A 26,833-nucleotide genomic window follows, 5' to 3' on the forward strand; every position below is an offset into this window, starting at 1 on the left:
GCTGCCCTCCTTCTACTCGTCGTCTGTACAATAAATTTCGACTCCTTTCTGACTGATTTTTTCATACGTTTCTAAAGACAAGTCTTCGTCCGTAATGATAATATCTATCTCATCAAAAGTTGCAGTACGATTAAATGCAATACTGCCAAATTTGCTGTGATCCGCTAAAATAATTGATGTTTGGCTATGATGGATCATTTCCTTTGAGATCATCGTCTCACCCATATGATGATTTGTGATCCCAACCTCATCATCGATTCCACCACAACCAAAAAACCAATATCTACAAAAATATTTTGCAGATTATTTGAAGCAAATGGACCATATAGTGAGTCTTCATTTTTTCTAAGCATTCCTCCTGGAATCAAAAGGTTGATATCTTCACTATGTAACAATAAATTGATGATCGGGATTGTATTCGTAATAACAGTGATATTTTTAAAATTCATGATCTCTTTAGCTAATGCTAATGTTGTCGTACCATAATCCAAATAAATTGTGTCCCCTTCTTCAATATGCTTAGCAGCTTGTTTGGCAATTGCAGTTTTTGCTTCTTGATATTCACTTTTGCGGCGCTCGTAATCCGTCTCCTGATTCGAACTGTCCAATACAGCTCCACCATGAATTTTTTTGATCAATCCTTCTTTTTCTAATTCATATAAATCTTTACGTATTGTTTCTCTTGTAACACGTAATTCTTTACTTAACTTCAAAATTTTGACAGAATGATTCTTTTTTAAAATATCTAAGATATAGTCCTTTCTATCTTGTGCATTCATTCCTTTGCCTCCTAATCTCATTGTAATCGTTAACATAATAATAGCATCTGCAAATAAAAATGCAACACTTTTTTTGCTTTTATTTTGCTTTAACTTCACAAACTTTGCTTTAAACGACATAAAGCAAAGTTTTTGTTGATTATTCTTTTTTTTGATGCTATTATTTCAGTAAATTAAAGGAGATGATCACCATGATACATTTAATTTGCCCAAATCCAGCAATTGACCGCACATTATTGATAGAGAATTTCTCTGCTGCGCTTCCAAACCGTCCGTATAAAGTCAAAGAATTTGCAGGAGGTAAGAGCTTCAATGTCGCTTATGCGTTGGATTTTGAAGACACCTCTGTCCCATATTGTATCCATACGATTTTAGGTGGACGAAACGGAGAATACTTACAAGAGCTTGCTTCAATGAAACACATTCAGTTGGAAATAACCGATGTAGCTGTCAATACACGTTTTTGCAACATTATTGTAGATACAAAAACGAACAAAGTTTATCCTATTTATGAAAATAGCTTCGTGTTAGATGAGCTTTTATTAAATAACTTTACCAAGCAATTAGTAAATACCATTCAGCCACACGATACAGTCGTCTTTTCAGGCTCTTTGATGAAAGGAATGCCTGATGATTATATCGCTCAAATCCAAGAACAATTAAAAGGACAAGACATTCACTTTTTCGTTGATACCAGTGGTCCTGCCTTAATCGAAGCTTATAGAGGGAAGCCAGAAGTGATCAAAATCAATGATGAAGAATTAAATGATTTAGCCCCAGATTACACTTTTAACGAAATAGAGGACTATGCTCATTTTCTAAAATCAGAAACAGCTGCAGCTATTCCCTATTTCATCGTCACGCTCGGTGCAAAGGGCGTTATCGCCAAATTAAATCAGCAGATCTATCATCTTTTTGTCCCACCAGCACAAGCGAAAAACCCAATTGCTTGCGGTGATTTTTTTCTAGGTGGATTGGTCAAATACCTAACATTGGGAAACTTAGAAGATATCGATGTCTTAAAAAAAGCGGTCAGCTATTCAACTGCTAATGTACTTAACTGGTTTCCTGAAATGAAACAAGTCGATATCGATCGAATCGAACAAGAAATCATCATCAAAAGTCTATAACAAACTAAATGAGACATTTCCTCTTGACCTGATACGCGTTTCATACTTTATAGTTGAAAAAACGACAGGAGGATTCGATAATGATGAATGGTATGCTTGAATTAACAGATCATTTGGGACTAGATTATTACTTTGTTTCTTTATCAACCGAACATGAGGCACTTATGATCCGTAGTTTGAATAACTATTGCAAACCGATCGATAAAGCAGTAAAATTGGCTGAAATAGAAGGATTGACGCTTGGAGAAGAAGGCGAGCTTGATTTCATTTGCTTTGATTATGAAGGTGAACACTATCACTTTATTGATTACGGGAATCACTTAATGCCTTTTTTAAGCCGAATTTTACGCCCTCTAAGCGTTAGTTACTAGGTTTGAAAGGAGTCACTTATGGCAAATATTCGTGATATTGCCAAATTGTCTGGTTATTCCGTTACTACCGTGTCCCGTGTTTTGAATGACCACCCTTATGTGTCTGAGGAAAAACGAGCTAAGATCTTAAAAATCATGGACGAACTTGATTATGTGCCCAATGCCAAAGCTCGGGATTTAAGTAGTGGAAAATCAAAACACATTGCCGTCATGATCCCTTATGCTGATCATGCTTATTCTGAAAAAATCGTTAGTGGCATTTTAAGCGCCGCCTTTGAAGATGGGTACAAAGTGACCTTACTACCAACCAATTATGATTCTAACGTTGAGAAACAGTATTTGGATGAGCTAGCTGCAAAAGCCTGGGATGGCATGATCATTACCTCAAAAAAAGTGTCTTTTGAAACAATTGCTCATTATTTAAAATATGCACCGATCGTTTGTTGTGAAGATACAGGTACGTTTCCGATTTCTTGTGTTTCTATCAAGCGCAAAGAATCCTATACTAATCTGTTTACTGAACTAAAAAGACGAGGCTATAATAACATCGGCTTAACGGTTGGTCGAACTGAAAAAGATAGCGCTAGTACCGGCTTAGTGTTACAAGCCTATAGTGATGTCATCGGCTATTTGGATGAATCAATGCTTGTTAGAGAATGTCGCTCGTACGAAGATGGTATCCAAGCTGGTAGTCATTTCTCAAAATTAGCAGACCTAGAAGTGATCGTTACCAATGGCGATGATGTTGCAGCGGGTATTTTACAGCATATTTCTCAAGATCATGTGTTAGTGATCGGAGAAGAAAATTTACTTTCTAGCAGATTACTCAACTTTTCTACGATCGATCACCATATAGATCAGTGCGGAGAGGCCGCTTTTCATTTGCTTTTGGATAAAGAAGTCGCCACTAAAACGATTCCCTATACCTTTATTGAGCGAGGCTAAAAAAGGCTATAACATACAACTTATAAAATGTTGTGTGTTATAGCCTTTACTATGATAGTCTTTTAACCTTTTTTATGATAAGTTAACGCTCGTTCAATACAAAATGCTAACTCATTGAGTGGTAGCTCTTCATCTGGGTCAAGCACAATCGCTCGATTCTTGGAAAACTCAAAAACATCACTAAACAATGCTCTGAATTCCTCTACTAATGTCGTTTGGCAATGAAAGAATAAAGCAATTTTATCCGCTCCAAAACGATCGATGCGAATCGGACTTCCTGATTTTGTTGCTTTTGTTGCGTAAGAAGGTTGATTCCACTTCAAGCTTTCTTCCAACACACCTACTACAGCTAATTCTTTCGCTGTATCAAAAATCAATTCCCTAAGTGCTAGTAACGGTTTGCGATATCGTTCAGGGTAATGCTCAAAAATAGTAGCTACAGATGGATTCGAAAATTCTTTCATGTTCTCCCTCTTTCATTGTCTTTTTTAATCTATGATAGGAATCCACAATTCACACTTATAATCATCTGCTTCCATGTCTCCAACTGGATAACGCTCGATCCTTGGTATCTCAATATTTTCACGAATTTCCCCATCTGCCACGGTGCATGTGTGTTCTGTTTTAAACGCATCAAAACATTTGGTTCAAATGGTTGATCTTTATCAAGTGCTTTGACTCCAGCAGAAATTGCCCCAATACATTCAAAAATCACCCATTTTGTCGCTGGAAATTGGGTTTCAGCTAACTCATCCAAGGTAGTTTGATCCTGCTTTTTATTCATTCCGATCATATATCTATATTGTCTCTGACTCTTATTGCTATCAGAAACACCTAGCAAGCCTTGGAGTGTCCCATCTGTCACCGCCATTAGCTGATTGATTTTTTCTTCCGTTAAATTTGACCAAACATTCGATATTTCATAAAAATTTTCATCTTGTTCTATTTTCTTCATTTCTTGTGTATATCCAGCGATAATAAATGCTTCTTTTTGTTCTGTTCTATAATTCATAGTATCCGCTCCATTCATGTGATAACTATAAATTACCATGCAAATGCTGACAACTATCTGTCATCATTTTTAAATTAATTATCTCACATATCCGCTGAAGTGAAAACTTCGGATACATCATCGTCTTCTTCAAGTTTATCGATTAACATTTGTAATTGTTCTTGTTGCTCTTCATCTAATTCTACTAAGTTTTGCGGAACCATTGTTAATTCAGCTTGCGCTAGAGTATAACCGTCTTTTTCTAGTGTATCTCGAACCGCAGTAAAATCTTCTGGTGCTGTATAGATTTCAAAAACTTCTTCAGATGTTTCTAAATCATCAGCTCCTGCTTCTAGTATGTTTTCAAACATCGTATCTTCATCAACAGAAAGACCTGCACGTTCAATTGCGATATATCCTTTACGATCAAACATATAACTAACAGAACCTGTTTCCCCTAAAGAACCACCATTTCTAGTAAATGCAACTCTCACATTCGTCCCCGTCCGATTCCGATTATCTGTCAACGCATAGACTAAAATTGCAACACCAGCTGGCCCATATCCTTCATAAGTAATCTCGTCATAATGCTCGTTTTCACCAGCACTACTGGCTTTTTTGATTGCACGGTCGATATTATCATTTGGCATGTTAGCAGCTTTTGCTTTATCCATAACCAATCTTAATGCAGCATTAGTTGCAGGATCAGTGCCCCCCGCTTTGGCTGCCATATAAATTTCTCTTGATAACTTTTGAAATATCTTCCCACGCTTTGCATCTTGTGCATTTTTTCTCCCTTGAATATTCTTCCATTTACTGTGACCTGCCATTTTTTATTCCTCCTATTTTAAAAACGTAGTTGACTCGAAGCTAGACAACATAAAAGCTAAATGAGCCGCTTAGCTTCGACTGAAAAATAGAAAAACATGACTGTGATGCTCTTTATCACATTCAGGTTTTATCTTTTTTCCGAGATGCTGGCTCATGAAGCTAGACAACATAAAAGCTAAACAAACCTGCAACATTCATTTACCTTTTATTTTACTATGCTTCCTAATAGTTGCAACCTTTATTCTTATTCGGCTAGTGTTCCAGCAGATCATACAAAAAAATAAGACAACCTATTTCAGCCATTGTCTTATCTTTCTTTTGGTTTTAATCAATAATATCTAACCGAAGCTCCACATCACGCAATCTAAATATTTCTCCATCGCTAAATGGAATCGTACATTCTTCCTGTGCTCCGCTCAACAATTGAATATTGACACATTCGGTATCCGGAAAAATACGATAGGCTAACATGCCCAAACCATTAATTGTGGCCGTATCTCTTGTCTTATTTTTACTAATCGTCACATTCTCCATGATCAATCACTCCCTACTCAACAGTATAAAGGGAGTTCTTTTGAATGTAACTATCTTCTTCATAAGATTTTTTTCATTTAATTAAAATAATAATGGCTTTACTTTTTCTGGTAGTTCTTGTTTATCGATTTCTTCCCACTTCATAACGTTTTGTCCTTTAGTTGTTAGTTTGAGGAATTTCCCAGGTTGCAATTTTTTCCCAAATGAAATATATTCTACCTTTCGTTTCTCTCCTTGAGCTGTGTAACTCGTTTCAACATACGCAAAATTCTCTATTTTACTGACTGCATCCGGGTATTTATACTCATATTTTTCAGTAGTCTTAGTGTAAAGCGTGGCCGTTTTGACTAGCGGATTAAAATAATCGATCATCGCTGCAGTAGTCGAAGTATTTTTATACGTATACATTCTTAGCCCAATCATACTAGCTATTATAATAATGATTATCGCAAGTACAAATTTGCAGAAGTGTTTCATCAAATACCTCTCCCTATTTTTTACCTAGTTCTATTCACTTTCTTTATAATAAAGTTTCTTTATTCTATTTTCATCCAGCTAAAGTCTGATTTTTAAATTAAAATAAAAAAATAAAACAAAAGTCTGATATGAAACCCAGAATTTTGTTTTATTTATCAGATTGAACATCCGTCTCGACTCTTTATTTCTTTTTCATTTTTTTGATACCAATTACTAGCAGACAAAGAATGACTGCTGTTAATGCCCCGATAGAATCCAACATCACATCTTGAAACAGCGGTGTACGTCCGCCTGTCAACATTTGATGGTATTCATCCAACCCAGCGTAACCAGTTGCTGTCAGCCACGCAACAACGCCGATCAAAAGCGGTTGTTTGATTTTCATATTTAATCCGATAAACCAACTGCCGCCTAACAAAAAGTATGTACCAAAGTGAGCCCCTTTGCGGATAAAAAACTCTATAAATTTTGAATATCCGCTCGCTTGAATACTTATTTCACTTCCTGCATAGTTAAATGAGATTCCTTTTAATTGCTCTTTGAAAGGCTGATTGCTTAATAATTTATCCAATAGCCCAACTTGAGATTGCTGCTCATACGTTTGGGAAGAACTGTAAAATAAAACAGCCATGATCAAGAAAGCCACAATTATGTAAAAATTACTATTTTTCAATTGTTTTTTCAAATCGTCACCTCGCTTCTTTTATTATAGTAGTCTTTTCAAAAAAAATAAACAATCCTTAAAATTTTTTTCTTATGATATACTAGAAGAAATAGATCTAAGAAAGAAGGAATCAGGTATGACTTATTCGCTCGTTTGGGATTTAGATAGTATTTTCCCTGGAGGCAGCCATTCATCGCAACTAGAACAACGATTAGCAAAATTAACAGAACAAAGCAACAACTATCACCAATTGATTGAGCAATGGACACCTAAAAATGATACTGACTATCAAGAATTACTGCAAATTTTAGCCTTACAAGGAGCCATTTCAGACGGATTTTCTCAATGCAGCAGTTTTATCACTGCGCTATCTTCTGCTGATACAAAGGATAAAAAAGCTAAAATTTTATCTGGTGATCTTTTTTCATTACTACCAGCAGTTCAGTTAGCAGAAACTATTTTTACTAAAAAATTGACAGAAATTTCTGATCAAGATTGGCAAATGTTAACTGCTTTACCCGCTTTTGAAGCAATTGCATTTCGTTTAAATGAAATACGTCGAGATGGTATGCAGTTATTATCTGAGGAAGAAGAAAACATTATCAATACATTGTCCTTAGACGGGCTGAATGCTTGGAGCAGCCATTATGATACGATCGTTGCCAGTATTTCGATTCCATTTAAAGAAGATGGACAAACAACATTCCTTTCAGCTGGACAGGCTTTTAATCGCATGATGAGCGATCCTAATGCAGAAGTTCGTGCGGCGTTATTCGCTGAGTGGGAAAAAGCTTGGAGTGAGAAATCACCTTTATTGGCCGATACTTTAAATCATTTGGATGGTTTTCGTTTAAGTGATTATAAACTGCATGGTGTTACCGATTTCTTAGAAAAGCCATTAAATTATAACCGCATGCAAAAAGAAACGCTGGATGTTATGTGGGCAACCATTCAAAAGAATAAACAGCCTTTTATCGACTTCTTAACACGTAAAGCACAATTATTTGGAAAAGAAAAAATGGACTGGCAAGATCAGGATGCTCCGATTATCTTAGGCGATTTAAAAGAAACATCTTATAGTTTTGATGAAGCCGCTGAATTTATTTTAGAGAATTTTGAAAAATTCAGTCCTAAGATGGCCGCATTTGCTAAAGGAGCTTTTGAAAAGAGCTGGATCGAAGCAGAAGATCGCCCTGATAAACGACCTGGAGGCTACTGTACAGAGCTTCCAGAGACGAAAGAATCTAGAATTTTTATGACCTTCGGAAATTCAATCAATGAAGTGGCCACACTTGCTCATGAATTGGGCCATGCATTCCATAGTAGCGTGATGTGGGATCTGCCAACACTTGACCGGGAATACGCAATGAACGTCGCAGAGACAGCCAGTACGTTCGCAGAATTGATCGTTGCAGATGCAACACTAAAAAAAGCAGAGACACCTGAAGAAAAAATCAATTTATTGGATACTAAGATGCAAAATGCCATTGCAATGTTTATGAATATCCATGCTCGTTTTATTTTTGAAACCCATTTTTATGAAGCACGTCAAAAAGGTTTATTAAGTGAAGATGAAATAACTGAGTTGATGCTGACAGCTCAAAAAGAAAGCTATCAGGACAGTCTAGGTTCTTACCATCCTCATTTCTGGGCAAGTAAATTGCATTTCTTCATTGATGATGTTCCATTTTATAATTTCCCTTATACGTTTGGCTATTTATTTAGTATGGGAATTTACGCTTATGCAAACAAACAAGGCAGTAACTTTGAAGACCAATATATTGCCTTACTTCGTGACACTGCATCAATGACGTCAGAAGACTTAGCTAAAAAACATCTTGGAGTCGACTTAACAAAACCTGATTTCTGGCAAGCAGGAATCGATCAAGTGATTAAAGATGTTGATGAATTTATGGAATTAACAGAAAAATATATTAAATAGTCTTGAGAAGCTTGAACGGATTTTTCGTTGAAGCTTCTTTTTTGTTTACAAAAAAAGAATCAGACATCTGTCTGATTCTTAAATTATTGAGTTTGATTTGATTACATACGTACAGCGAAGCTTGGTGTAAATGAACCAACGTTGCTGTATTCAACGCCTGTACTTTCGTTACCAGCGTGGATATAACCACCGCCACCTGTAGCAATTGCTACGTGATAAGAAGCACCTGGGCTACCCCAGAAGTATAAATCGCCAGCTTGAGCTTCCGCTACAGAGATACGTGTACCAGCACTTTCTTGTGCAACTGTGTATCCACCGACATTACGGCCAGATGAATTCATGAACGCATAGTAAACTAAACCTGAACAGTCAAAGCTACTTGGTCCTTTAGAACCCCAAACGTATGGTTTGCCAACTTGTGCTGCTGCAATAGCGATCGCAGAACCACCAGTTGGTTCTGGTAATGCTGGTTTTTCTGGTTCTGGAATTGGTATTACTGGATCTGGCTGTGGAGTTGGCGTAACTTCTCCGTTGCCTCCACCATTATTAACAGGAGGTGTTACAACTCCTGAATTATTATTATCTGTTGAACTAGCTGTTGTTGATTCTTCAGTAGATGAAGCAGTTGTGTTGCTTGGTGTTGTAGCTTTGGCAGTTGCTTTAGCCGCTGCAGCTTCTTCAGCTGCTTTTTTAGCATTCGCAGCTACTACTTTTTCTTGTTCAGCAATACGTGCTTGTTCAGCAATTGCTGCTTCTTTTTCTTTAACTAAACCAGCTTTTTGATCTTCAGCAGTTGCTCTTTCAGCAGCTAATGTTGTTTGTAATACATTCAAATCAGCTTCCGCTTTAACAAGATCGCCTTTTTGAGCTTCAAGTTCTACTTGGTTATCTTGAAGATCTTGTAATTTTTCTTCATTTTCAGTTTTCTTTGTTTCAACTGCTTTTTTATCTTCTTGTTGTTGTTTTACTAAGTCATTATTAGCATTAACAATTGTAGACATCGCAGTTACACGAGTAATCGCATCAGAAACAGATTTTGCATTCAATAATGCATCCATGTAGCTAGTGCTGTTACCATTAACTTGTACGTCACGTGCTTGGTTTTGGATAGCAACTTCACGTTTTTCGATACGTTTTGTTAATTGCTTGATTTCTTTTTCTAAGTTAGTAGAAGTTTTTCTTAATTCGCCTTGTTCAGCTAATAAAGTTTCTGCTTTTTCATTAATAGAAGCTACTTGATTTTGTACAGCAGCCACTTGGCTTTGAGCATCAGCTTCTTGAGATTTCAATCCTGAAATTGTTTGATCTTTCTGTTGAATTTTAGAGTCCACTTCATCTGCTAATGAAATCATTGGTGCTGCTACAGATGTAAGGGCTATTGAGCAAATCATTAGTAATGGCAATACGCTTTTTTTCACAATTCATTCCTCCGACTTTTTTACTACTTTTTTTACTTATTATAAATTCGAACATTGTTTGAGTATTTTTCATTCTTATATTGACAACGAAATCATTGTATCATAATCACATGTCATACATATAAAATTAATGTTACAGGAGTATTTCATTTTTGAAAGTTAAGCATGACAACTGAAAAAAACTAAAACCTAACACTGACTCTCTTACCATACTGCAATAAATGCTAGATTACAAATAATCCCCACCCACAAAATCCATTTGGATTTAAGTAGGTAGGGATTAAATTATTAGTTTAGATTATCCTGGAAAACGCCATACAACTGCTCTGAAATTCGCTGCATATGGGCTTGGTGTCCAACCTGTAGTCGTTGATACGTAACCAGAACCTGCTGGATTGTTTGATTCAACGATTTGAACTGAACTACCGTTTACACCAACAACTAAAACTGTATGAACGCCGTCTAGCCAAGCGTCTGGGCTAAGTGCGTTCTCATATTGAACCACGTCTCCAACCTGAACGTCAGACCAAGATACTTGAACCGCTCCTGATTGAGTATATCCGCTATGAGGACCACCTGGTGAGAATCTAACGCCTGCTGCATTCAACCAATTTTGTACCGCTACGATACATTCACCGCTTTGGCCCCAACCGGTCGGATTTGTCTGTCCAACAGCATTTAAAGCAATTTGTGCTGCTTTTTTCTTCGCCTCTGATACTTTACCAGTACCGATACTGGTGCCACCACCAGAAGTATTGCCACTAGGTTTTTCTGACACTGGTGCAGCTGGTGCTTCCCTTGTTGTACCATTTTCTTCTACAACATTTGTTTTTGCAAGACCAGGATTTGCTGCCTGTGCTTCTGCAAGTTTTTTAGCCGCTTCAGCTTCGGCTTTTCTTTGAGCTTCTGCTTGTTTTGCTTGCTTAGCTTGTTCTTCTTCTAGTTTCTTTTGAGCTGCTGCTTTTTGTTCAACATACTCAGATTTTTTATTTTCTTCTGTAGAACGTTGTGCTTCTAATTCATTTTTAGCAATTTCTTGTTCCAGCTTCAATGTATCCAAAGAAGCTTGCTTGTCATTTAATTCTTTCGTAGATGTTTCTAAAACAGAAATTTGTGATTCTACTGTTTCTGATTTTTTCTCTACATCTTCTTTATCCGAAGTTTGTTGTTCCAATAAATCATTATTAGCATTGACTAATGTCGTAATTCCTTGCACTCGGCTGATTGCATCAGAAATGGATTCTGAGTTAAGAATAACATCTAAATAACTAGTGCTTGATCCGCTGACTTGTACATCACGGGCTTGATTGCGCATTTGAACTTCTCTTTTTTGAATACGAACATTTAAATCTGAAATCTCACTATATAGTTTTTTGATTTCTTCTTTAAGTGTTTTCTTCTTTGCAGTTAGTTCATCGATTTTTGTCGCAGTAGTCAACATATCTGATTCGATTGCTGCTAACTTCGTTGCGGCTTCAGTTTCTTTTGTTTTCAATCCATTGATGATTTCATCTTGCTGCTCGATCTTTGTATCATAGTCATCTGCAACTGCAGCTATTGGCAATACAGCTGAGGTAAGGGTGACTGAACAAATCAGCAATGCTGATAATATACTTTTTTTCACTATTTATTCCTCCGGTGTTTACTTTATATATATTTCTGATTATTTTCACTATTATGTATCTGGCAACGGGCTAATTGTACCATAGCAGTATGACATGCAGATAAAAAAGATATTACAAAAATATTTCACCAACCCAAATAAAATAACGTTTGCTATCTTTCGATCCTTATTTTCCACATAAAAAAAGAACGTTCAATTCTTATCAGAAGCTCTTATAAAAACTGTAAAAAGAGACTATTCGTTGCCGAACAATCTCTTTAATGGATAAGAGAAAATAACAAATATCAACATATTGAAAAGCAATGTCGGCCCTAAAACTTTCGTGATGAATAACAAAGGCGCTACATTTGATAAGTTGAAAATAATTTGCAATGCTACTGCAATTAATTCATAAGCAGTCACAAAAATGATCATTCCAAAAAAAGCTGTTAATAAATTTGTATGAACCACTCGCTGAAATCGGTACATCATCATCACCGTTGCAACTAATGCAACCGTATAAACGCCAATGATCCCTATATAATAACTATCATAAATCAGCCCTAAAACTACTGCCGTAATCAACAAGTAACGTTTAGACAGATTGGGAACAGCCATTAAAAATGCCAATAACATAAAATGAGCATTTGCAAAAAAGACATTATCTGTTAAATTCCCAGCCGCTTGAGTTAATTGACCATCGATCAGCATCAATAAAAAGAAAACTACCGGTGCATAGTATTTAACATTTTCTTTTCGTATCATTTGCATCTTACTCCCCCGCTCCAGCTAATCTTTTGATGATTGTTACAACGGGTATATTATACATCTCAGCATAAGGTTTGACATACACTTCTCGATCTAGACCGTAGCTGTCTGGTTTCACTTTTTGAACTACACCTACAGGTAGATTCGCCGGAGAGTTTTGGCCTAATCCGGAAGTTTGAACAGTATCGCCTTCTTTGATGTCCATGTCTCCTACTAACTGGCTAACGATCAATGTGCCTGCTTTATCATCATAACTTTTTAATAGACCATATGAATCTCCTTTTTCAGAATTGATCTGAACAGGAAAATGATTTGAATTTTGGTTTTTAGATGATAGCAGTTCAACCTTCGATGATGTTGCGTTCACTTCGATTACTCGGCCGATCAAGCCTTTTTGAGCCAATACCGCCATATTCGGCTCGATACCATCATTTGATCCTCGGTCCACAATCAATAGATCTTGCCACATGTCTGGAGAACGAGTAATGACCGTCGCTGACACTTTTTCATAATTGCCCAATGTCTCATTTAATGATAGCTCTTTTTTCAGCGCTTCATTTTCTTTTTTCAAGTTATCGTTTTGGATAGATAATTCGCCATATCCATCGATTCTTTCTTTTAATCGTTCATTCTCGTCATAGGTGTTAAAAAGTGTACTGATCGATGATATGCCATTGCCGATCACTTTACCTGGAAAACCTATCACTTTGTCAACAAACCCTACACCGTCATTGACAGCTGATTGCCCAAGATTGTTTTTCCCACTATTTGTTCTTTGAGCTGCGGTCAAACTAATAATGGTAACCACGATAATCACTACGATCAGCGTGATAATTATATTTTTATTTGGATTAAATTTTTTCACATCGACACCCCGACTAATCTTTAGACTGATAGCAACAATTTTACCACTAATTAGAGGCAAACAAAAGAGCTGTGGTGCGTCTTTACAATTTTTTATTAAATATTGTCATTTTAATGATCCTATCCTCCGTCAATAGCCCTTTTTTCTGTAGCTAAATGTTCCTAAAAATCAAAATAATATTATTTCGTATGGAATGTTCCCGAAATTTAACGGTAATTGTTGACTAACTCTTTTTCAACTATCCATTCGTAACGTTTTCGTTATGGATTTTATCATGCGTTCGTTGGAAAAATGAAGGGAAATCTTGCAATAAAATAAAACGAAAAACAGTATCAATGAGCTAGCCTCATTAATACTGTTTCAATAACTATATATTTTCTAGTTGAAATGTTTGTACACTTAATAGCCATTCAAAAGATTAGAAAAATCCCTTGAACTTTTGTACTATAAATACGACTAGTTTTTTGTTATCTATTGGCGACTTGATTAGTGAGTTTTCGCTTACCAGTCAAGGCTTTATCACTTTATTACCAAGCTCGTGGTACATTACCTTCTTTATTTCGTTATCTATTACTTTAATTTCTCTCTTTCATCTTCCAACCATTTTTTATGGTCAGAAATAACTTTAGACAAGTGTTCCTCAGTGTAAAATTCTTGAGGTGTCAATTTATTTTCCACACCTTGGTATTGATAAGGCATATCAATTGGGGACCTCAAATCAAGCCAGAATTCACTAATTTCTAACAACGCATTTACATAATTTTTGTCTAAGATTTTCTTCAATAAATTATTAACTAAAATCCATCTCCATCTATAATAAGACATCAAATCTTTTTCATTAAAATCCTCAATCAAATCCAGAAGCTTATATATTTCGTTCTCATCATATGGTGAAAATAAACTGGCAAGCTCCCATACATACGAATTTTCTTCATTTTCATTTTTAGTTAGATAATCTAAGGTGTATTTCATTACAAATTCATCATCAAGTATACCTTGTAAATAAAATTTATTGTCTGAATAACCAAATCTACCTACTTTAAGCTCATTCCAAGAAAAAGAAATATCATTTTTTTTAAATTCATCTATATAGTTCATTATTTTATAGGCACCCCATTCAATTCTGGATTTCTGACAAACATTCTGTGTGTAACTTTTTCGTCTTGAATTATCCACTCAAAACGCCCCATAACACCATTTTGACTTCTCTGAATTTGATACAATTTAGCATTACCTAAATCTGTGACTTCTGCTAAACCAGCATAATTATCAATAATATCAGTAAAACCATGTGCTTTTGGAACATTGGGAAATTCATCTATGATAATTTGGGTTTGTTTTGTAGGTGGTTTTCCTGTCAATGGGTCAATATCATAAACAGAACCTTTCCCTTTAACTGGTTTAATATCATCTACTTTCAATCCACTTCCAGATCTGGGAGCTTCTATAATAGGATTGATTATTTCCTCTATTACTTTTTGATCCGCCCCACCAGTATTCTTATTCTCAACCGTCTTCGTGCCTTTATTCGTCGCCAATCGATAAGAAGCAAAGTTAAACCCTAACATCTGTAACGCTTGCCCCAGTTCGTCTTCCGTCATAAACTTATAAGCATCTTCAAAATACTGACCTGTTGCTACTAACGCTCCTAAAACTGGATTGTACTTGTCCCCTATTTGTAAATCCTTTCCATTTCGAAAGGCTACTTTGACCTTATCATCCCAATCCTGCTGAGACATAAATTCAAACAAGTCTGATGGTAAGTCTTTGCCATTCGCATTTAAATACTGGTAGATTTTTGGATTTTTAACACCTGCTCCATCTTTCGTTACTTTCCAAATGACCTTAGGGTTGCCATCTTTATCATTATAAATCACCGCATAGATTTGATACTCTTCTAACTGTTTTTCCATCAATCGTTTGTCTCGGGTTGCCCAGCTGTTTTTGATCGTATTCGCCCAATCCATATTTTTTCCACATCAAGAAATCATCGATCTTCGTGACACCTTAGAACGATTAGCTTCTTGGCAAGAACCATTAACGACCTTGGAAAAATATTTTAAGAATCCAACTACACCCATCAACAAAAAACAAGTCGTCAAACAATATTATGCCTGTTCAAAGCTCTTTCAGACCTTCAACAAAGAGTTCGAGCTTTTACTGACCACCGCTGAAAAACAACTAAACGAGGTCAGTTGGAATCAAACGACAGCTATTTCTACAAAATCAACCTCAGCTAACTGACTTTCTACTCAGAAAAAAAGCAGAGTAGGTGAAACACCTTACTCTGCCTTATTCACTCTATTTATTTTTCTTTGTTTTCTTCAGTCAATAATGCTTTACGCGAAACGTTCACACGACCTTGTTTGTCGATTTCCATCACTTTTACAAGGACTTCATCGCCAAGTTTCACAACATCTTCAACGTTGTTTACACGTTCATTGGCTAATTGAGAAATATGAACTAGACCGTCTTTCCCTTTGATCAAGTTAACGAATGCACCGAATTTTTCGATACGAACGACTTTACCAAGGTACACTTGTCCAACTTCCACTTCTTTTGTCAACTCTTCAATGATCTTGATCGCTTTTTTGATCATATCTGCATCAGCAGAGGCAATGCTTACATTACCTTCTTGATCGATATCGATCTTCACACCAGTCTCATCGATGATGCCATTGATCGTTTCTCCGCCTTTACCAATAACATCTTTGATTTTAGCTGGAGCGATTTGGATCATTTCGATCTTAGGTGCGTATTTGCTTAACTCTGGACGAGGTTCAGCCAATGTTGATGTCAATTCAGCAAGAATTTCCATACGGGCTTTTTTCGCTTGAGTCAATGCTTCTGTCAAGATTTGTTCAGTGATCCCTTGGATTTTGATGTCCATTTGTAAAGCTGTGATTCCGTCTTTTGTTCCAGCAACTTTGAAGTCCATGTCGCCTAGGTGATCTTCTAAGCCTTGGATATCTGTTAAAATCGTATAGTTTTCGCCATCACTGACAAGACCCATCGCGATTCCGGCAACTGGCGCTTTGATTGGCACACCAGCATCCATCAATGCTAAGATTCCTGCACAAATACTTGCTTGTGAAGATGAACCATTTGATTCTAAGACTTCTGATACCACACGGATCATGTATGGGAAATCTGCTTCATCCGGAATAATTTGCGCCATCGCACGTTCACCTAAAGCTCCGTGACCGATTTCACGACGACCAGGAGAGCCTGCACGACCTGTTGAACCCACAGAGAATTGTGGGAAATTATAATGATGAATGAAACGTTTGCTGTCTTCAACACCTAAACCATCGATGATTTGGTGTTCACCAAGCGGCGCTAACGTTACTACAGATAAAGCTTGTGTTTGTCCTCGAGTGAATAATCCTGAACCATGAACACGCGGCAAAATACCAACTTCTGATGCCAATGGACGGATTTCGTCTAATTTACGACCATCAGGACGGATTTTATCGATCGTGATCAATTCACGAACTACGTCTTTTTCTAAATCTTCTGCGATTTGTTTGACTTCTTTTGCTACTTGGTCTGCGTCTTCATGACCAGCAAATTTTTCAGCATATGCTTCTTTTAATTGGTCTTTGATTGCATCGATATTGACTTCACGCGCTAATTTTTCTTCTGTCATAACAGCTTCTTTCATTGAAGCGTAGTATGCATCGAAGATTTCTTTTTTCAAATCAGCATCCACTTGTAATAATTTGATTTCCATTTTTTCTTTACCGACAGCGGCAACGATTTCTTCTTGGAAAGCCACTAATTCTTTGATTGCATCAAAACCGAATAGCAATGCACCAAGCATGTCTTCTTCTGATACTTCTTTAGCACCACTTTCAACCATGTTGATCGCTTTTTTCGTTCCAGCAACCGTTAATTCGATATCTGTCTTTTCAGATTGTTCAACGGTTGGGTTCAATACATATTCACCATCTACACGACCAACATCAACACCTGCGATTGGTCCGTCGAATGGAATATCTGAAATTGCTAGAGCTAAAGATGAACCAAACATTGCAGCCATTTCTGGTGTGCAATCTTGTTCAACACTCATAACAGTATTTGTGATTTGAACTTCATTACGGAATCCTTCCGCAAACATTGGACGGATCGGACGGTCAATTAAACGAGCCGTTAGAGTTGCACGTTCACTTGGACGACCTTCACGCTTGATAAATCCACCTGGAATCTTCCCTACAGAGTACATTTTTTCTTCATAGTTCACTGTTAATGGAAAGAAATCAAAGTCTCTCGCATCTTTTGATGCAACTGCTGCACTTAAGACAACTGTCTCTCCATAACGCACTAATACTGCGCCATTTGCTTGTTTTGCTAATTGGCCGATCTCAACTTGTAAAGGACGTCCGCCCCAAGTTGTTTTGAACACTTGTTTTTCTGACATATATCTCTTCTCCTTTGATTCTTCGGAAAAGTCAGACTGCTACTAAACAAATGAAAAGATTCAAAAGAATTGAGTCCTTTTATTTGGTTAGTAGATTCATTCAAACTTTCCAAAGATGCTATTTTTTTAGTATTTTAAGGATACTTGACCTTCGCTTTTAAATAAGCTAAAAAGCGAGGTTCATTTAAGAATCTCGCTTTTCATTGTTTGATTAACGACGTAATCCTAAACGTTGGATCAATTCGCGGTAACGTTGGATGTCAGTTTTACGTAAGTAAGCTAACAAGTTACGACGGTGTCCAATTTTTTTCATTAGTCCACGGTAAGAGTGGTGATCTTTTTTGTGAACGCGAGCGTGTTCGTTCAAGTGATTGATATCAGCAGTTAATACAGCGATCTGTACTTCTGGTGAACCAGTATCTCCTTCATGACGAGCGTATTCGCTAATGATTTCGTTTTTCTTTTCTTTTGACATTGCCATGTTTTTCACCTCTTCTTTAAGAATCATCTTCTTACTGAGTAATGCGTTGGTGATTCGCACAACCAAGTAACAGACGGTATGATTTCATACAGGTATACTTTACAGGAAAGTTGGTAATAATGCAAGACCAAGCTTGCTCGCACTTGTGTTTTTTAAACAATTTATCCCCATTTTGAATGGTTTTATGATAAACTGTATAGGCGAATAAATAGATTAACGAAAGATCATGTTTCTTATATTGAAACTGATCAAACTTTTAAATAATTAAAGGAGGAATTATCCCATGATCACCATGGAGGATATTATCCGTGAAGGAAACCCAACACTCAGAGAAGTGGCTAAAGAAGTAGCTTTACCACTATCTGATGAAGATATCAAATTAGGCGAAGAAATGATGGAGTTCTTGCATAACAGTCAAGATCCTGTCAAAGCAGAAGAATTAGGCTTACGTGGCGGCGTTGGTCTAGCGGCACCCCAACTGGATATTTCTAAACGAATTATCGCAGTCCATGTACCCAGCGGTGATTTAGAAAATCCAGAACCAACATTAAGTGCGGTGATGTATAACCCTAAAATTTTAAGCCATTCCGTTCAAGATGCTTGTCTTGGCGAAGGCGAAGGATGTTTGTCTGTTGACCGTGAAGTGCCCGGTTACGTGATACGTCATAATAAAATCACACTTTCTTATGTAGATGCCGCGGGCGTAAACAAAAGATCCGTTTAAAAAATTACGAAGCGATCGTGGTACAACATGAAATCGATCATTTGAATGGTGTGATGTTTTATGATCATATCAATGCAGAAAATCCATATGCGCTGAAAGATGGCGTTTTGGTGATTGAATAACTAAAAAATGATCCGTGCAAACTTAACTAGTTTTGTACGGATCACTTTTTTTATACTTAAATCGCCTTTAACTCTTTCAACGCTTTCCAAATACCATCGTTATCATTAGTATCTGTCACGATTTTTGCTTCTTTTTGGATATGCGGTAAGGCATTCCCCATAGCAACGCCGATTCCAGCTTCCCGCAACATTTCACGGTCATTTTCCCCATCACCAAATGTAACGATATCTTCACGGGCAATTCCGACACGATCTGCTAAATTTAGTAATGTTGCAGCTTTAGAGCCGTTATTAGGAACGATATCTACACTTTCAGAGTGCCAACGAATAAAACGGAATTTAGAAAATTCACGATCAAACATACCATCTGCTGACTCATCATAAAAAGCTAACGCTTGATACACATCGTTTTCTTTTTGGAAATTAACATCATATTCTGGTGCTTCAAAGTCGATCGAACCCATTGCTTCAACCATTTGCGCACGGCGATGATGATTATTTTTCTTCACATCATCTAGTCCAACATAAGCCAAACCAATTTCTTTTTTCTCAACCTCTGAAGCAAAACGATGCAATTCATCTTGATCCAGTAAATTTTGAAAATATTGTTCATGATCTAAAAATGCTGCCGCTCCATTACAAAGAACATAATTAGAAAAATCTAAGTCTAAAATAATATCTTGCGCCATAAATCGGCTACGACCTGTTGCAATTGTTACAAGATGTCCTTGTTGTCTTAACATCTTTAATGCTTCTCGTGTGCTTTCTAACGGTTGTCTGTCGCTTCCAAGCAATGTTCCGTCAATATCAAATGCAAAAAGTTTTCTTCTCATGGCGTAATAACTCGCTCGCTTTCTATGATTTTGGCAAATACTTACTGCCTTCTCTAACTGCTAATGGGCTTAATTCGGTCGTCTTGATCAAGGTTTGAACCCACTCTGGATCTGTTTTACTATATTGACGCAAGGACCAGCCTATTGCTTTTTGAATAAAGAACTCATCTGTAGTTTTATCATAAATAATGGCTTTTTTCAATAACACAGTGTTTGTTTTTTCTTTATATAACAGTTGCAGATTGATTGCAACTCGTCTGTGCCAGAAGTCTTCTTCCCCAAAAAAGGCTTCAAATAACTGAGGCATTTCGGCTAAATGATGAAATCCCCATAGACCAAAAAACTTACGCCAAGAATCAACACTATCCCACCAAGCTTTGTCGATCACAAAAGGTTTGAAGCATAGAACTTCTGTAAAAGAAAAGCGTTTAACATTGATTATAGCGAGATCTATCGCCAAATACTGGTATTCCCGTTCTGATTTATGATAATAAAAGCTCACTAGCTCAAACAACTCATCAAACGGTAGTTTTTTACTAGCTTTAAAAGCTCTTTCTCTAGCACCGCGCGCTCTGGTGCCGTAACACCTGCAAAAGGAAATAAATTTTTCATGTACGTTGCCATTTGTTCAGCCTTTTCTTTATTTTCAGGAAAAACGACTTTATCCATTTTATTGCCCCTTTTTCTTCTTTCTTCTATTTTACTTCAAATAACTTCCCATATCAAAAAAGCTGAAACGAAAATAATTTCCGTTCCAGCTCTATAAACAGTGAAACAGAAATAACTTCCGTTTCAACCTCTAATCTAAATAGGTTGTATCTGCATTATTCAACCACGCATAACCCAAGCCCATCACTAATCCACCACCGATAAAGTTACCGATCAAAGCAAAGAATAGATTGTGCGCTACGCTACCGACTGTCATTGCCGCCATCGTTCCATGAGAAGCGAAGTACGCTAAGCTAAACGCAGGGAAGTTGGCGATAACGTGCTCGTAACCTAAGAATGCAAAGATAAAGATGATAAAAATGATTGCGGCAACTTTACCAGCATCATCTTTCATCCGCATGCTTACTAACACAGCTGTATTTACTACGATATTAGCAAACATTCCTTCAACTAAAATTTGTGTCGTTGTTTTATCTAATTTACCCGCAATCGATGTAAAGAAAAAGCTATCCGCAGGTAAGTCTTGGAAAGGAACCGTCAACGAAATCAAGTAGCCAAAGAACACACCACCGACTAAATTAAATAAAATACAGGTAACTAAAATTTTCGCTGCAAAAGAGAAGTTGATTTTTTTACGGTAAACCCCAACTGTCATGTATAACATGTTCGATGTACCAAGCTCAGCATTCATATAAAGAATCATAACAAGTGACCAACTAAACATAAAAGCATATAAAATTTTGCCTAAGCCGTGTACCATTCCTTCACCTTTGATCGCAATCGCAAAGGCAACCGCCGTTCCTAAAGTCAAAAACATACAAGCTAGTATTGCACGAAAAGCGTAACGCATAAAACTACTTTGGAATAAGTTCATTTTTTTACTGATTGATTTGTCGATCTGCTCAAATAATGGCGATACAGGTTTCATTGTGTTTCTCCTTTTCAATTTGTTTTCATCATTTTTTTCACAAAACATCCTTTATCATTCTAAAGACCTGTAAGGGTTTTGTCTAGTGCTTTTTCATACAAAATAGCATTTTTTTCATAAGATAACAAATAACTTGCTAATTTTGAACAAGTCAAAACAATTGTACACTTTCTCTTCGTTATCTAAAAAAGACATTCTTTTTGTCTTTAACAACTAAAAAACATGATAAATAATGAATCTACAATGGTAAAATAAAAGATAGTAAGAGGTTGTGTAATTTATAAAAGGAGTGTTTTTTTACTATGAAAAAACGAAACAGATTATTGGTAGCTCAGACAAAAACAATTCAATCAAAAAATGGACGTGATTCTTTTTTACTAAAACGGATTCCTATTCGTTCCTTAAACAAAGGAGAGCAATAAAATGAGTGATATTGAGCAAATCGAACAATATAAGGAATTAGATCAACGAATTACGAACTACTATCACGTTCTGAAAAGAAGAAATAGTCTTTTCGCTGTCAGTTTATTGTTTTTGCTTCTATTTAGTTGTGTTCTTTTCAGCTTAAATTTCATAACTAATACGGACCATTCAGCGAAAATAGCAGCTTATGATCAACAATTGAATACTCTTCAGCAAGAACGGGATAACTTCGAATCCGGAAAAATAGCGGAAACAGCGACATCATTTGATACTACTTTAACAGAAAACCTAGAAGGGCTTAAAAATTATTCTCTAAAAGAAAATAATTATTCTATACCTATTGAAAAAACAAATAGTAATCTGATAATCAATAAAAACAATATTTTTGTTTCAGATAATGCCACTATTTTAAATAACGACACAAAGAAAAAAATCTATACCCTTAATAAACAATTGGCAGCTAGTACCAAGGGTGCGCAATTAATAGTTGTAACAGTCAATGATTTACCAAGTGGCGAAACGATTGAATCTTATGCGAACAAAATCTTTACTCAATTAGGTATTGGCGATAAAGTAGAAAATAACGGCATTTTATATCTGATTGCTTTAACTAATCGAAAATTCCGTTTGGAAGTGGGCTATGGATTAGAGAACATTCTTTCTACTCGTGCGGCGGATGCTATCATCAACGATAGTCATATAATCAATGCTTTTAAAGAGGAGAACTATGATGATGGTGTCATTCAAGTAGTAGAGCAGGTATTTTCTTTAGTGAACAATAAAGTAGCATCCATTGATTTTAAAATCAATCAAATTTGGGAAGAAAAACGTTCAGCTAACTTCTCTCATCGAATTTTTTTCTTCTTTTTAGCAACTACTATATTAGTAACACTAATTTTTATTATCAATGTGTTTCGAGCAAGAAAAACATTAAACCAAAACTACCATGATTACCTGGAACAATCGTCCGCGTCCTCTACTCAAACAACTCTTTACAACTATCAAGCCTTGATCGAAAAAATGAAACAAACGAATCTCTATTTTATTTTGTTAGGCGGTTCTTCCCTAGCACCTTCAACAAGAAGCTTACATCGAGCAATTATCAGAGGAAAGTTAATGAGAAATCCCTCAGCTCAAAAAAAGCGATTTGGTCGGATATTAATAGATGACACACTTTATTCAAGCAACGGGGACATGCTAACGCATAACTACTTAGCCTCTAATTACAATTCTGATAACTGGTCAAATGATTCGTCTGACGATGGATCTTCTGGTGATTCTTTTGGTGGTGGCTCTTCTGGTGGCGGCGGCGCATCTGGTGGCTGGTAGTTGATTCGGGATAACGCAATAAAAAGCTTGAGTTATCCCCTCTTTTGCGCTATACTATGCTTTGTGTAAAATAATGCAGCAGAAAAATAATAGGCTCGTCAACATTTCATTGCCTTGATTGCTTTGGCTTTCAGGTTCAACTGCGTAACCCACGGCTGCAAAGGGCGAAGGTTGAAGAATGAACTGAACGAATATGAATTTTTCAGAAGATTATTTTACTCCAAAAAAACTTATTTTATTGGAGGAATTTTTAATGTCACGTTATACAGGACCATCATGGAAAATCTCTCGTCGTCTAGGTATCTCTCTATCAGGAACTGGTAAAGAACTAGCACGTCGCCCATACAAACCAGGACAACACGGACCAAACAGCCGTGGTAAAGTTTCTGAATATGGTATGCAATTAACTGAAAAACAAAAATTACGTCATATGTACGGTATGAACGAACGTCAATTCGTTAACTTGTTTATTAAAGCAAGCAAGATCAAAGAAGGTAAACACGGTGTTAACTTCATGATCTTACTAGAACAACGTTTAGATAACGTCGTTTACCGTTTAGGTCTTGCTACTACTCGTCGTCAAGCACGTCAATTAGTAAACCACGGTCACGTGACTGTAGATGGCAAACGCGTAGATATCCCTTCATACCACGTTGAAGTTGGTCAAGTGATTTCTGTTCGTGAAAAATCTCAAAACGTAGTAACAATCAAAGAAGCTGTTGAAGCAACTGTTGGACGTCCAGCATTCGTAAGCTTTGATACTGAAAAATTAGAAGGTAGCTTCACTCGTTTACCAGAACGTGATGAATTATACCCTGATATCGACGAAGCTCTTGTCGTTGAATACTACAACCAAAAACTTTAAGATTCTCTTGCTTTTATTGCATTGTGGATCTTTCAAAAAAACCTTGTACAGCTTTGCTGTACAAGGTTTTTTCATATAAAAGTAGAACGAAGCTAGATTTCAGCTTCGTTCTACTTTTTTAAGTTCATTGTTTTTCCAGCACTCCATCTTTCATCACAAATACTTCATCACAAAAATCGATCAAACGCTGATCATGTGTCACCATGATCGTTGCTTTATTCTTTTCTTTCGTTTCTCTGGCTAATATTTTTACAACCTCGAATGCTCGATCCGAATCCAAACTTGCTGTGGGTTCGTCCGCTAAAATAATCGACGGGTCATTATACAAAGCCCGGGCAATTGCCACTCGCTGACGCTCTCCACCAGAAATTTCATCTGGGTATTTTTTCTTTAACTTTTCAATTCCAAGCTCTGTTAATAACTTGTTGACTTTATCCACATCCGTCTTTTCTTTTTTGACTTTATCCACCAAACGTAATTGCTTTTCCACAGTGAGAAACGGAACTAAATTCGATGCTTGTAAAATAAACCCAATTTCAGAAAAACGAATTTTAGACCGAGTTTTTTCATTTTCTTGACTAAATGCTTCATTATTTATTTTAACTTCGCCACTCGTCGGCGTTTGTAAGCCACCTGCCAGCGTTAAAAAGGTACTTTTTCCCGAGCCGCTTGGGCCGATCACTGCAACAAACTGACCTTTTTCCACAGAAAAATCTGTGGATTTCAATGCTTCGATTGTCGTATCTCCATCTAAAAACTGTTTATCCACAGATAAAAATTCGATTGCCTTCATTTAAACTAGCCCCTTTCTATCCAATTGCCTTCAACGGATCGATTTTAACAATCGTCCGAACCGAGAATAGCGCACCTAATACCGCAATCACTAACATTATGCCACCGATCGATAAAAAGAATACCCAATTCGTTTGAAATGGAACAGCTGTTGGTAAAACGAGAGAAGTTCCCACTGTACCAAGCAAACCTAAAGTTATCCCCAAAACGGCCAAGACAAAGGTTTGAACGATTACAGAGACTGCGATATAAAAACCAGAAATCCCCTGAGCTTTCATGATTCCGAAAATCGTTGCTTTTTGCATGGTCAAGACATAGATAAAAATACCAATAACAATTGCTGCAATCACAATCAAAAAGCCGATCATAAAGCCAAAAGTCAGTACTTGAGCGCTATATCCTGGTAATTCATTGATGAATTTCGTGATACTGTAACTGGTCAAGCCATCCTCTTTCAAGTGAACGTTTTTTAGGTCTCCATCTTTTGCACGAAAAACGATCGCATTCACACGAGCATTATCTGAAGTATCCGATTTTTCAAAGCGAATTTGCTGAAAAGCAGCTGTGGATACATATAATACAGGTGCAACATTAAATTTAGCATTATCCGTAAAACCTACAACTTTCAGCTTTTTATCGCTGCCGGCTAGTTTTATTGTATCCCCAAGTTTGAGATTATTTTCTTTTTTCAAACTGTTATCTACAACTGTTTCATTTTCATTTGAAAATGCGTTTCCTTCAATAACATTCGGCATTAGAAATTCATCCTTATTGATACCGAAAAAGCTAGCATTGATTTTTTCCGAGCCTTTTTTATCTAATTGAATTACCGCTGCGGTTTGTCCTAGTGAGGCTTTTTCTTTTGCTTCAACTTCATCCATCGACTTAATGGGAATCATCGACATATTGATATTCGTATTTGATTCATCGGACAATACAATACCGTCCGCCTGCCATTTATCCACAGCTGTTCGATTATCTTCAGCTAAACCATACGCTAAACCAGTTAAAAAGAAAACCAAATATGAAATCAAAAACATCACACTAATGATCAGTGCATAACGTAATTTTGAACGGGTTATTTCATTCCAAGCTAAAAACATAATTCTCCCTCCTCCTTATCAATCGATAAGTTCTATAAAAAGTATAGCAAAATTTAGAAATCACAACAAAATATCTGCTTTGGTTATTCTCTAAAAAAATCCACATATTCGTCTAGATTTCTTCTTATTTCTAAAAATTAATCTGATATACTAAAAGAAACAATAAGTAAAAAGGAGTTTATTTATGAAAAAAAGACACGGTACACTCTATACGGTAATGCAATTTTCAATGATTTTGTTGTTTGCACTTTTTTTACGGAAGTTTGTTTTAACCCCAGTAGAAGTGATTGGTATTTCAATGGAGCCCACTTATCATGAATCTGATCGTTTATGGCAAACATCTTTAATCAGTCCAAAACGTTTTGATGTTGCTACTTTTCCTAGTCCACGAGATGGAAAACGAATTGTAAAGCGTGTTGTTGGCTTACCTGGTGATACGATTCGGATGGAAAATGATCAGTTGTATATCAATGACAAAAAATATGATGAACCTTATTTAGATGAATTTAAAGCAGCGTTGGATGATAATATGCCTTTGACTGCTGATTTTACTTTAGCTAATAGCGCTGCAGGTCCTGCCACTGTTGTTCCTGAAGGAAAGTATTTTGTGTTAGGTGATAATCGTCGCAAAGCAGATGATAGTCGCTATTTTGGTTTTGTAGATAAAGAAGATATCGTGGGCGTTGTTTATTTTCGCTATTATCCGTTGAATAAGATCGGTGTGCAATAAACTTATTATCCACGTATCATAAGCTGACTTTTGGAGTCATTTTCTTAAAGGCTGTATAATGTAAAAAATGCATTGTACAGCTTTTTTGTGTCTTAA

General features: G+C 36.5%; 26 protein-coding genes and 3 pseudogenes. 9 read left to right on the top strand and 20 right to left on the bottom strand.

Annotated elements, in window-relative coordinates; all coding sequences use genetic code 11:
- Positions 1-12 precede the first annotated feature (12 nt).
- Positions 13-899 (bottom strand): annotated as a pseudogene (locus tag V192_RS22825) (DeoR/GlpR family DNA-binding transcription regulator).
- Between the two features lie 71 nt (positions 900-970).
- On the opposite strand from V192_RS22825, the gene V192_RS0106440 reads away from it, so the two are divergent.
- From V192_RS0106440 to V192_RS0106450, 3 genes are all read left to right on the top strand, one after another.
- A complete protein-coding gene (locus V192_RS0106440; protein ID WP_025870124.1) occupies positions 971-1,909 on the top strand; it encodes a 1-phosphofructokinase family hexose kinase in 939 nt (312 codons plus the stop codon).
- Positions 1,910-1,989: 80 nt separating this feature from the next.
- Positions 1,990-2,280 (top strand): hypothetical protein, encoded by a 291-nt coding sequence (locus tag V192_RS0106445; protein WP_025870126.1) that lies wholly within the window; start codon positions 1,990-1,992, stop codon positions 2,278-2,280.
- Positions 2,281-2,298: 18 nt separating this feature from the next.
- Positions 2,299-3,225: a LacI family DNA-binding transcriptional regulator gene (locus V192_RS0106450; RefSeq protein WP_025870128.1), complete on the top strand. Its 927-nt coding sequence runs from the start codon at positions 2,299-2,301 to the stop codon at positions 3,223-3,225.
- A 62-nt stretch (positions 3,226-3,287) separates the two neighbouring features.
- On the opposite strand, the gene V192_RS0106455 is transcribed toward V192_RS0106450, so the two are convergent.
- The 6 genes from V192_RS0106455 to V192_RS0106480 all read right to left on the bottom strand — a co-directional run bounded on the left by V192_RS0106455 (position 3,288) and on the right by V192_RS0106480 (position 6,743).
- Positions 3,288-3,689, bottom strand: coding sequence for a DUF1801 domain-containing protein (locus V192_RS0106455; RefSeq protein ID WP_025870129.1), 402 nt, complete (start codon positions 3,687-3,689; stop codon positions 3,288-3,290).
- A 29-nt stretch (positions 3,690-3,718) separates the two neighbouring features.
- Positions 3,719-4,237 carry a GyrI-like domain-containing protein gene (locus V192_RS19505; protein ID WP_239644592.1) on the bottom strand — a complete coding sequence of 173 codons (519 nt, stop codon included), beginning with the start codon at positions 4,235-4,237 and terminating at the stop codon, positions 3,719-3,721.
- An 83-nt stretch (positions 4,238-4,320) separates the two neighbouring features.
- Positions 4,321-5,046 carry a YebC/PmpR family DNA-binding transcriptional regulator gene (locus V192_RS0106465; RefSeq protein WP_025870133.1) on the bottom strand — a complete coding sequence of 242 codons (726 nt, stop codon included), beginning with the start codon at positions 5,044-5,046 and terminating at the stop codon, positions 4,321-4,323.
- A gap of 325 nt (positions 5,047-5,371) precedes the next feature.
- Positions 5,372-5,581 (bottom strand): hypothetical protein, encoded by a 210-nt coding sequence (locus V192_RS0106470; RefSeq protein ID WP_025870135.1) that lies wholly within the window; start codon positions 5,579-5,581, stop codon positions 5,372-5,374.
- A gap of 81 nt (positions 5,582-5,662) precedes the next feature.
- Positions 5,663-6,058 (bottom strand): YxeA family protein, encoded by a 396-nt coding sequence (locus tag V192_RS0106475; protein ID WP_025870137.1) that lies wholly within the window; start codon positions 6,056-6,058, stop codon positions 5,663-5,665.
- Between the two features lie 181 nt (positions 6,059-6,239).
- Complete coding sequence (locus V192_RS0106480) at positions 6,240-6,743, bottom strand: VanZ family protein (RefSeq protein ID WP_025870139.1); 504 nt, start codon at positions 6,741-6,743, stop codon at positions 6,240-6,242.
- 115 nt (positions 6,744-6,858) lie between these two features.
- On the opposite strand from V192_RS0106480, the gene V192_RS0106485 reads away from it, so the two are divergent.
- Complete coding sequence (locus tag V192_RS0106485; protein WP_025870141.1) at positions 6,859-8,664, top strand: M3 family oligoendopeptidase; 1,806 nt, start codon at positions 6,859-6,861, stop codon at positions 8,662-8,664.
- A gap of 101 nt (positions 8,665-8,765) precedes the next feature.
- On the opposite strand, the gene V192_RS0106490 is transcribed toward V192_RS0106485, so the two are convergent.
- The 6 genes from V192_RS0106490 to V192_RS20855 form a co-directional block, all read right to left on the bottom strand.
- Positions 8,766-10,082, bottom strand: a complete 1,317-nt coding sequence (locus tag V192_RS0106490; protein ID WP_025870143.1) for a coiled-coil domain-containing protein — start codon at positions 10,080-10,082, stop codon at positions 8,766-8,768.
- Positions 10,083-10,380: 298 nt separating this feature from the next.
- A complete protein-coding gene (locus tag V192_RS0106495; protein ID WP_035010972.1) occupies positions 10,381-11,706 on the bottom strand; it encodes a coiled-coil domain-containing protein in 1,326 nt (441 codons plus the stop codon).
- A 234-nt stretch (positions 11,707-11,940) separates the two neighbouring features.
- Positions 11,941-12,450 (bottom strand): rod shape-determining protein MreD, encoded by a 510-nt coding sequence (gene mreD / locus V192_RS0106500; RefSeq protein WP_025870147.1) that lies wholly within the window; start codon positions 12,448-12,450, stop codon positions 11,941-11,943.
- A gap of 7 nt (positions 12,451-12,457) precedes the next feature.
- Positions 12,458-13,318 (bottom strand): rod shape-determining protein MreC, encoded by an 861-nt coding sequence (gene mreC / locus V192_RS0106505; RefSeq protein WP_025870149.1) that lies wholly within the window; start codon positions 13,316-13,318, stop codon positions 12,458-12,460.
- Between the two features lie 570 nt (positions 13,319-13,888).
- The gene (locus V192_RS0106510; RefSeq protein WP_025870151.1) at positions 13,889-14,416 is read right to left on the bottom strand and encodes a DUF2247 family protein; all 528 of its coding nucleotides are present in this window, start codon (positions 14,414-14,416) and stop codon (positions 13,889-13,891) included.
- Positions 14,416-15,285 (bottom strand): hypothetical protein, encoded by an 870-nt coding sequence (locus tag V192_RS20855; protein ID WP_025870153.1) that lies wholly within the window; start codon positions 15,283-15,285, stop codon positions 14,416-14,418. The genes V192_RS0106510 and V192_RS20855 overlap by 1 nt, the downstream gene beginning before the upstream one ends.
- Between V192_RS20855 and V192_RS21175 the strand changes: the two genes are divergently transcribed.
- A complete protein-coding gene (locus V192_RS21175; protein ID WP_082265980.1) occupies positions 15,263-15,562 on the top strand; it encodes a hypothetical protein in 300 nt (99 codons plus the stop codon). The two genes, V192_RS20855 and V192_RS21175, sit on opposite strands and share 23 nt — an antisense overlap.
- Positions 15,563-15,623: 61 nt before the next feature.
- Here the strand turns inward: V192_RS21175 and pnp are convergent, their stop codons facing one another.
- Both pnp and rpsO read right to left on the bottom strand, forming a co-directional pair.
- The gene (gene pnp, locus V192_RS0106520; RefSeq protein WP_025870155.1) at positions 15,624-17,738 is read right to left on the bottom strand and encodes a polyribonucleotide nucleotidyltransferase; all 2,115 of its coding nucleotides are present in this window, start codon (positions 17,736-17,738) and stop codon (positions 15,624-15,626) included.
- Between the two features lie 211 nt (positions 17,739-17,949).
- Positions 17,950-18,219, bottom strand: coding sequence for a 30S ribosomal protein S15 (rpsO, locus tag V192_RS0106525; protein WP_010761818.1), 270 nt, complete (start codon positions 18,217-18,219; stop codon positions 17,950-17,952).
- A 283-nt stretch (positions 18,220-18,502) separates the two neighbouring features.
- Between rpsO and def the strand changes: the two are divergent.
- Positions 18,503-19,065, top strand: a pseudogene (gene def, locus V192_RS19515) (peptide deformylase).
- 56 nt (positions 19,066-19,121) lie between these two features.
- On the opposite strand, the gene V192_RS0106535 reads toward def, so the two are convergent.
- The 3 genes and pseudogenes from V192_RS0106535 to V192_RS0106545 form a co-directional block, all read right to left on the bottom strand.
- The gene (locus tag V192_RS0106535; RefSeq protein WP_025870158.1) at positions 19,122-19,898 is read right to left on the bottom strand and encodes a Cof-type HAD-IIB family hydrolase; all 777 of its coding nucleotides are present in this window, start codon (positions 19,896-19,898) and stop codon (positions 19,122-19,124) included.
- Between the two features lie 22 nt (positions 19,899-19,920).
- Positions 19,921-20,567, bottom strand: a pseudogene (locus V192_RS19520) (DNA alkylation repair protein).
- Between the two features lie 130 nt (positions 20,568-20,697).
- A complete protein-coding gene (locus V192_RS0106545; RefSeq protein WP_025870161.1) occupies positions 20,698-21,495 on the bottom strand; it encodes a formate/nitrite transporter family protein in 798 nt (265 codons plus the stop codon).
- A 423-nt stretch (positions 21,496-21,918) separates the two neighbouring features.
- Here V192_RS0106545 and V192_RS0106555 point away from each other — a divergent pair, with 423 nt between their 5' ends.
- On the top strand, positions 21,919-23,247 hold the full coding sequence (locus tag V192_RS0106555) for a TPM domain-containing protein (RefSeq protein WP_025870163.1): 1,329 nt from the start codon (positions 21,919-21,921) through the stop codon (positions 23,245-23,247).
- A gap of 253 nt (positions 23,248-23,500) precedes the next feature.
- On the top strand, positions 23,501-24,112 hold the full coding sequence (rpsD, locus tag V192_RS0106560) for a 30S ribosomal protein S4 (protein WP_025870165.1): 612 nt from the start codon (positions 23,501-23,503) through the stop codon (positions 24,110-24,112).
- 124 nt (positions 24,113-24,236) lie between these two features.
- On the opposite strand, the gene V192_RS0106565 is transcribed toward rpsD, so the two are convergent.
- Positions 24,237-24,905, bottom strand: coding sequence for an ABC transporter ATP-binding protein (locus tag V192_RS0106565; RefSeq protein WP_025870167.1), 669 nt, complete (start codon positions 24,903-24,905; stop codon positions 24,237-24,239).
- A 16-nt stretch (positions 24,906-24,921) separates the two neighbouring features.
- Positions 24,922-26,007 (bottom strand): ABC transporter permease, encoded by a 1,086-nt coding sequence (locus tag V192_RS0106570; protein WP_025870169.1) that lies wholly within the window; start codon positions 26,005-26,007, stop codon positions 24,922-24,924.
- Between the two features lie 184 nt (positions 26,008-26,191).
- On the opposite strand from V192_RS0106570, the gene lepB reads away from it, so the two are divergent.
- Complete coding sequence (gene lepB / locus V192_RS19525) at positions 26,192-26,737, top strand: signal peptidase I (protein ID WP_035010980.1); 546 nt, start codon at positions 26,192-26,194, stop codon at positions 26,735-26,737.
- Positions 26,738-26,833 lie beyond the last annotated feature (96 nt).

The sequence above is a fragment of the Enterococcus crotali genome, from assembly GCF_000633635.1.
GTDB lineage: Bacteria > Bacillota > Bacilli > Lactobacillales > Enterococcaceae > Enterococcus_L > Enterococcus_L crotali.

Excerpts from the sequence above, each read along its gene's own strand:
- V192_RS0106440 (WP_025870124.1), top strand. The coding sequence starts at position 971 with ATGATACATTTAATTTGCCCAAATCCAGCAATTGACCGCACATTATTG.
- V192_RS0106445 (WP_025870126.1), top strand. The coding sequence starts at position 1,990 with ATGATGAATGGTATGCTTGAATTAACAGATCATTTGGGACTAGATTAT.
- V192_RS0106450 (WP_025870128.1), top strand. The coding sequence starts at position 2,299 with ATGGCAAATATTCGTGATATTGCCAAATTGTCTGGTTATTCCGTTACT.
- V192_RS0106455 (WP_025870129.1), bottom strand. The coding sequence starts at position 3,689 with ATGAAAGAATTTTCGAATCCATCTGTAGCTACTATTTTTGAGCATTAC.
- V192_RS19505 (WP_239644592.1), bottom strand. The coding sequence starts at position 4,237 with ATGAATTATAGAACAGAACAAAAAGAAGCATTTATTATCGCTGGATAT.
- V192_RS0106465 (WP_025870133.1), bottom strand. The coding sequence starts at position 5,046 with ATGGCAGGTCACAGTAAATGGAAGAATATTCAAGGGAGAAAAAATGCA.
- V192_RS0106470 (WP_025870135.1), bottom strand. The coding sequence starts at position 5,581 with ATGGAGAATGTGACGATTAGTAAAAATAAGACAAGAGATACGGCCACA.
- V192_RS0106475 (WP_025870137.1), bottom strand. The coding sequence starts at position 6,058 with ATGAAACACTTCTGCAAATTTGTACTTGCGATAATCATTATTATAATA.
- V192_RS0106485 (WP_025870141.1), top strand. The coding sequence starts at position 6,859 with ATGACTTATTCGCTCGTTTGGGATTTAGATAGTATTTTCCCTGGAGGC.
- mreD (WP_025870147.1), bottom strand. The coding sequence starts at position 12,450 with ATGATACGAAAAGAAAATGTTAAATACTATGCACCGGTAGTTTTCTTT.
- V192_RS0106510 (WP_025870151.1), bottom strand. The coding sequence starts at position 14,416 with ATGAACTATATAGATGAATTTAAAAAAAATGATATTTCTTTTTCTTGG.
- V192_RS20855 (WP_025870153.1), bottom strand. The coding sequence starts at position 15,285 with ATGGATTGGGCGAATACGATCAAAAACAGCTGGGCAACCCGAGACAAA.
- pnp (WP_025870155.1), bottom strand. The coding sequence starts at position 17,738 with ATGTCAGAAAAACAAGTGTTCAAAACAACTTGGGGCGGACGTCCTTTA.
- rpsO (WP_010761818.1), bottom strand. The coding sequence starts at position 18,219 with ATGGCAATGTCAAAAGAAAAGAAAAACGAAATCATTAGCGAATACGCT.
- V192_RS0106535 (WP_025870158.1), bottom strand. The coding sequence starts at position 19,898 with ATGAGAAGAAAACTTTTTGCATTTGATATTGACGGAACATTGCTTGGA.
- V192_RS0106545 (WP_025870161.1), bottom strand. The coding sequence starts at position 21,495 with ATGAAACCTGTATCGCCATTATTTGAGCAGATCGACAAATCAATCAGT.
- V192_RS0106555 (WP_025870163.1), top strand. The coding sequence starts at position 21,919 with ATGAGTGATATTGAGCAAATCGAACAATATAAGGAATTAGATCAACGA.
- rpsD (WP_025870165.1), top strand. The coding sequence starts at position 23,501 with ATGTCACGTTATACAGGACCATCATGGAAAATCTCTCGTCGTCTAGGT.
- V192_RS0106565 (WP_025870167.1), bottom strand. The coding sequence starts at position 24,905 with ATGAAGGCAATCGAATTTTTATCTGTGGATAAACAGTTTTTAGATGGA.
- V192_RS0106570 (WP_025870169.1), bottom strand. The coding sequence starts at position 26,007 with ATGTTTTTAGCTTGGAATGAAATAACCCGTTCAAAATTACGTTATGCA.
- lepB (WP_035010980.1), top strand. The coding sequence starts at position 26,192 with ATGAAAAAAAGACACGGTACACTCTATACGGTAATGCAATTTTCAATG.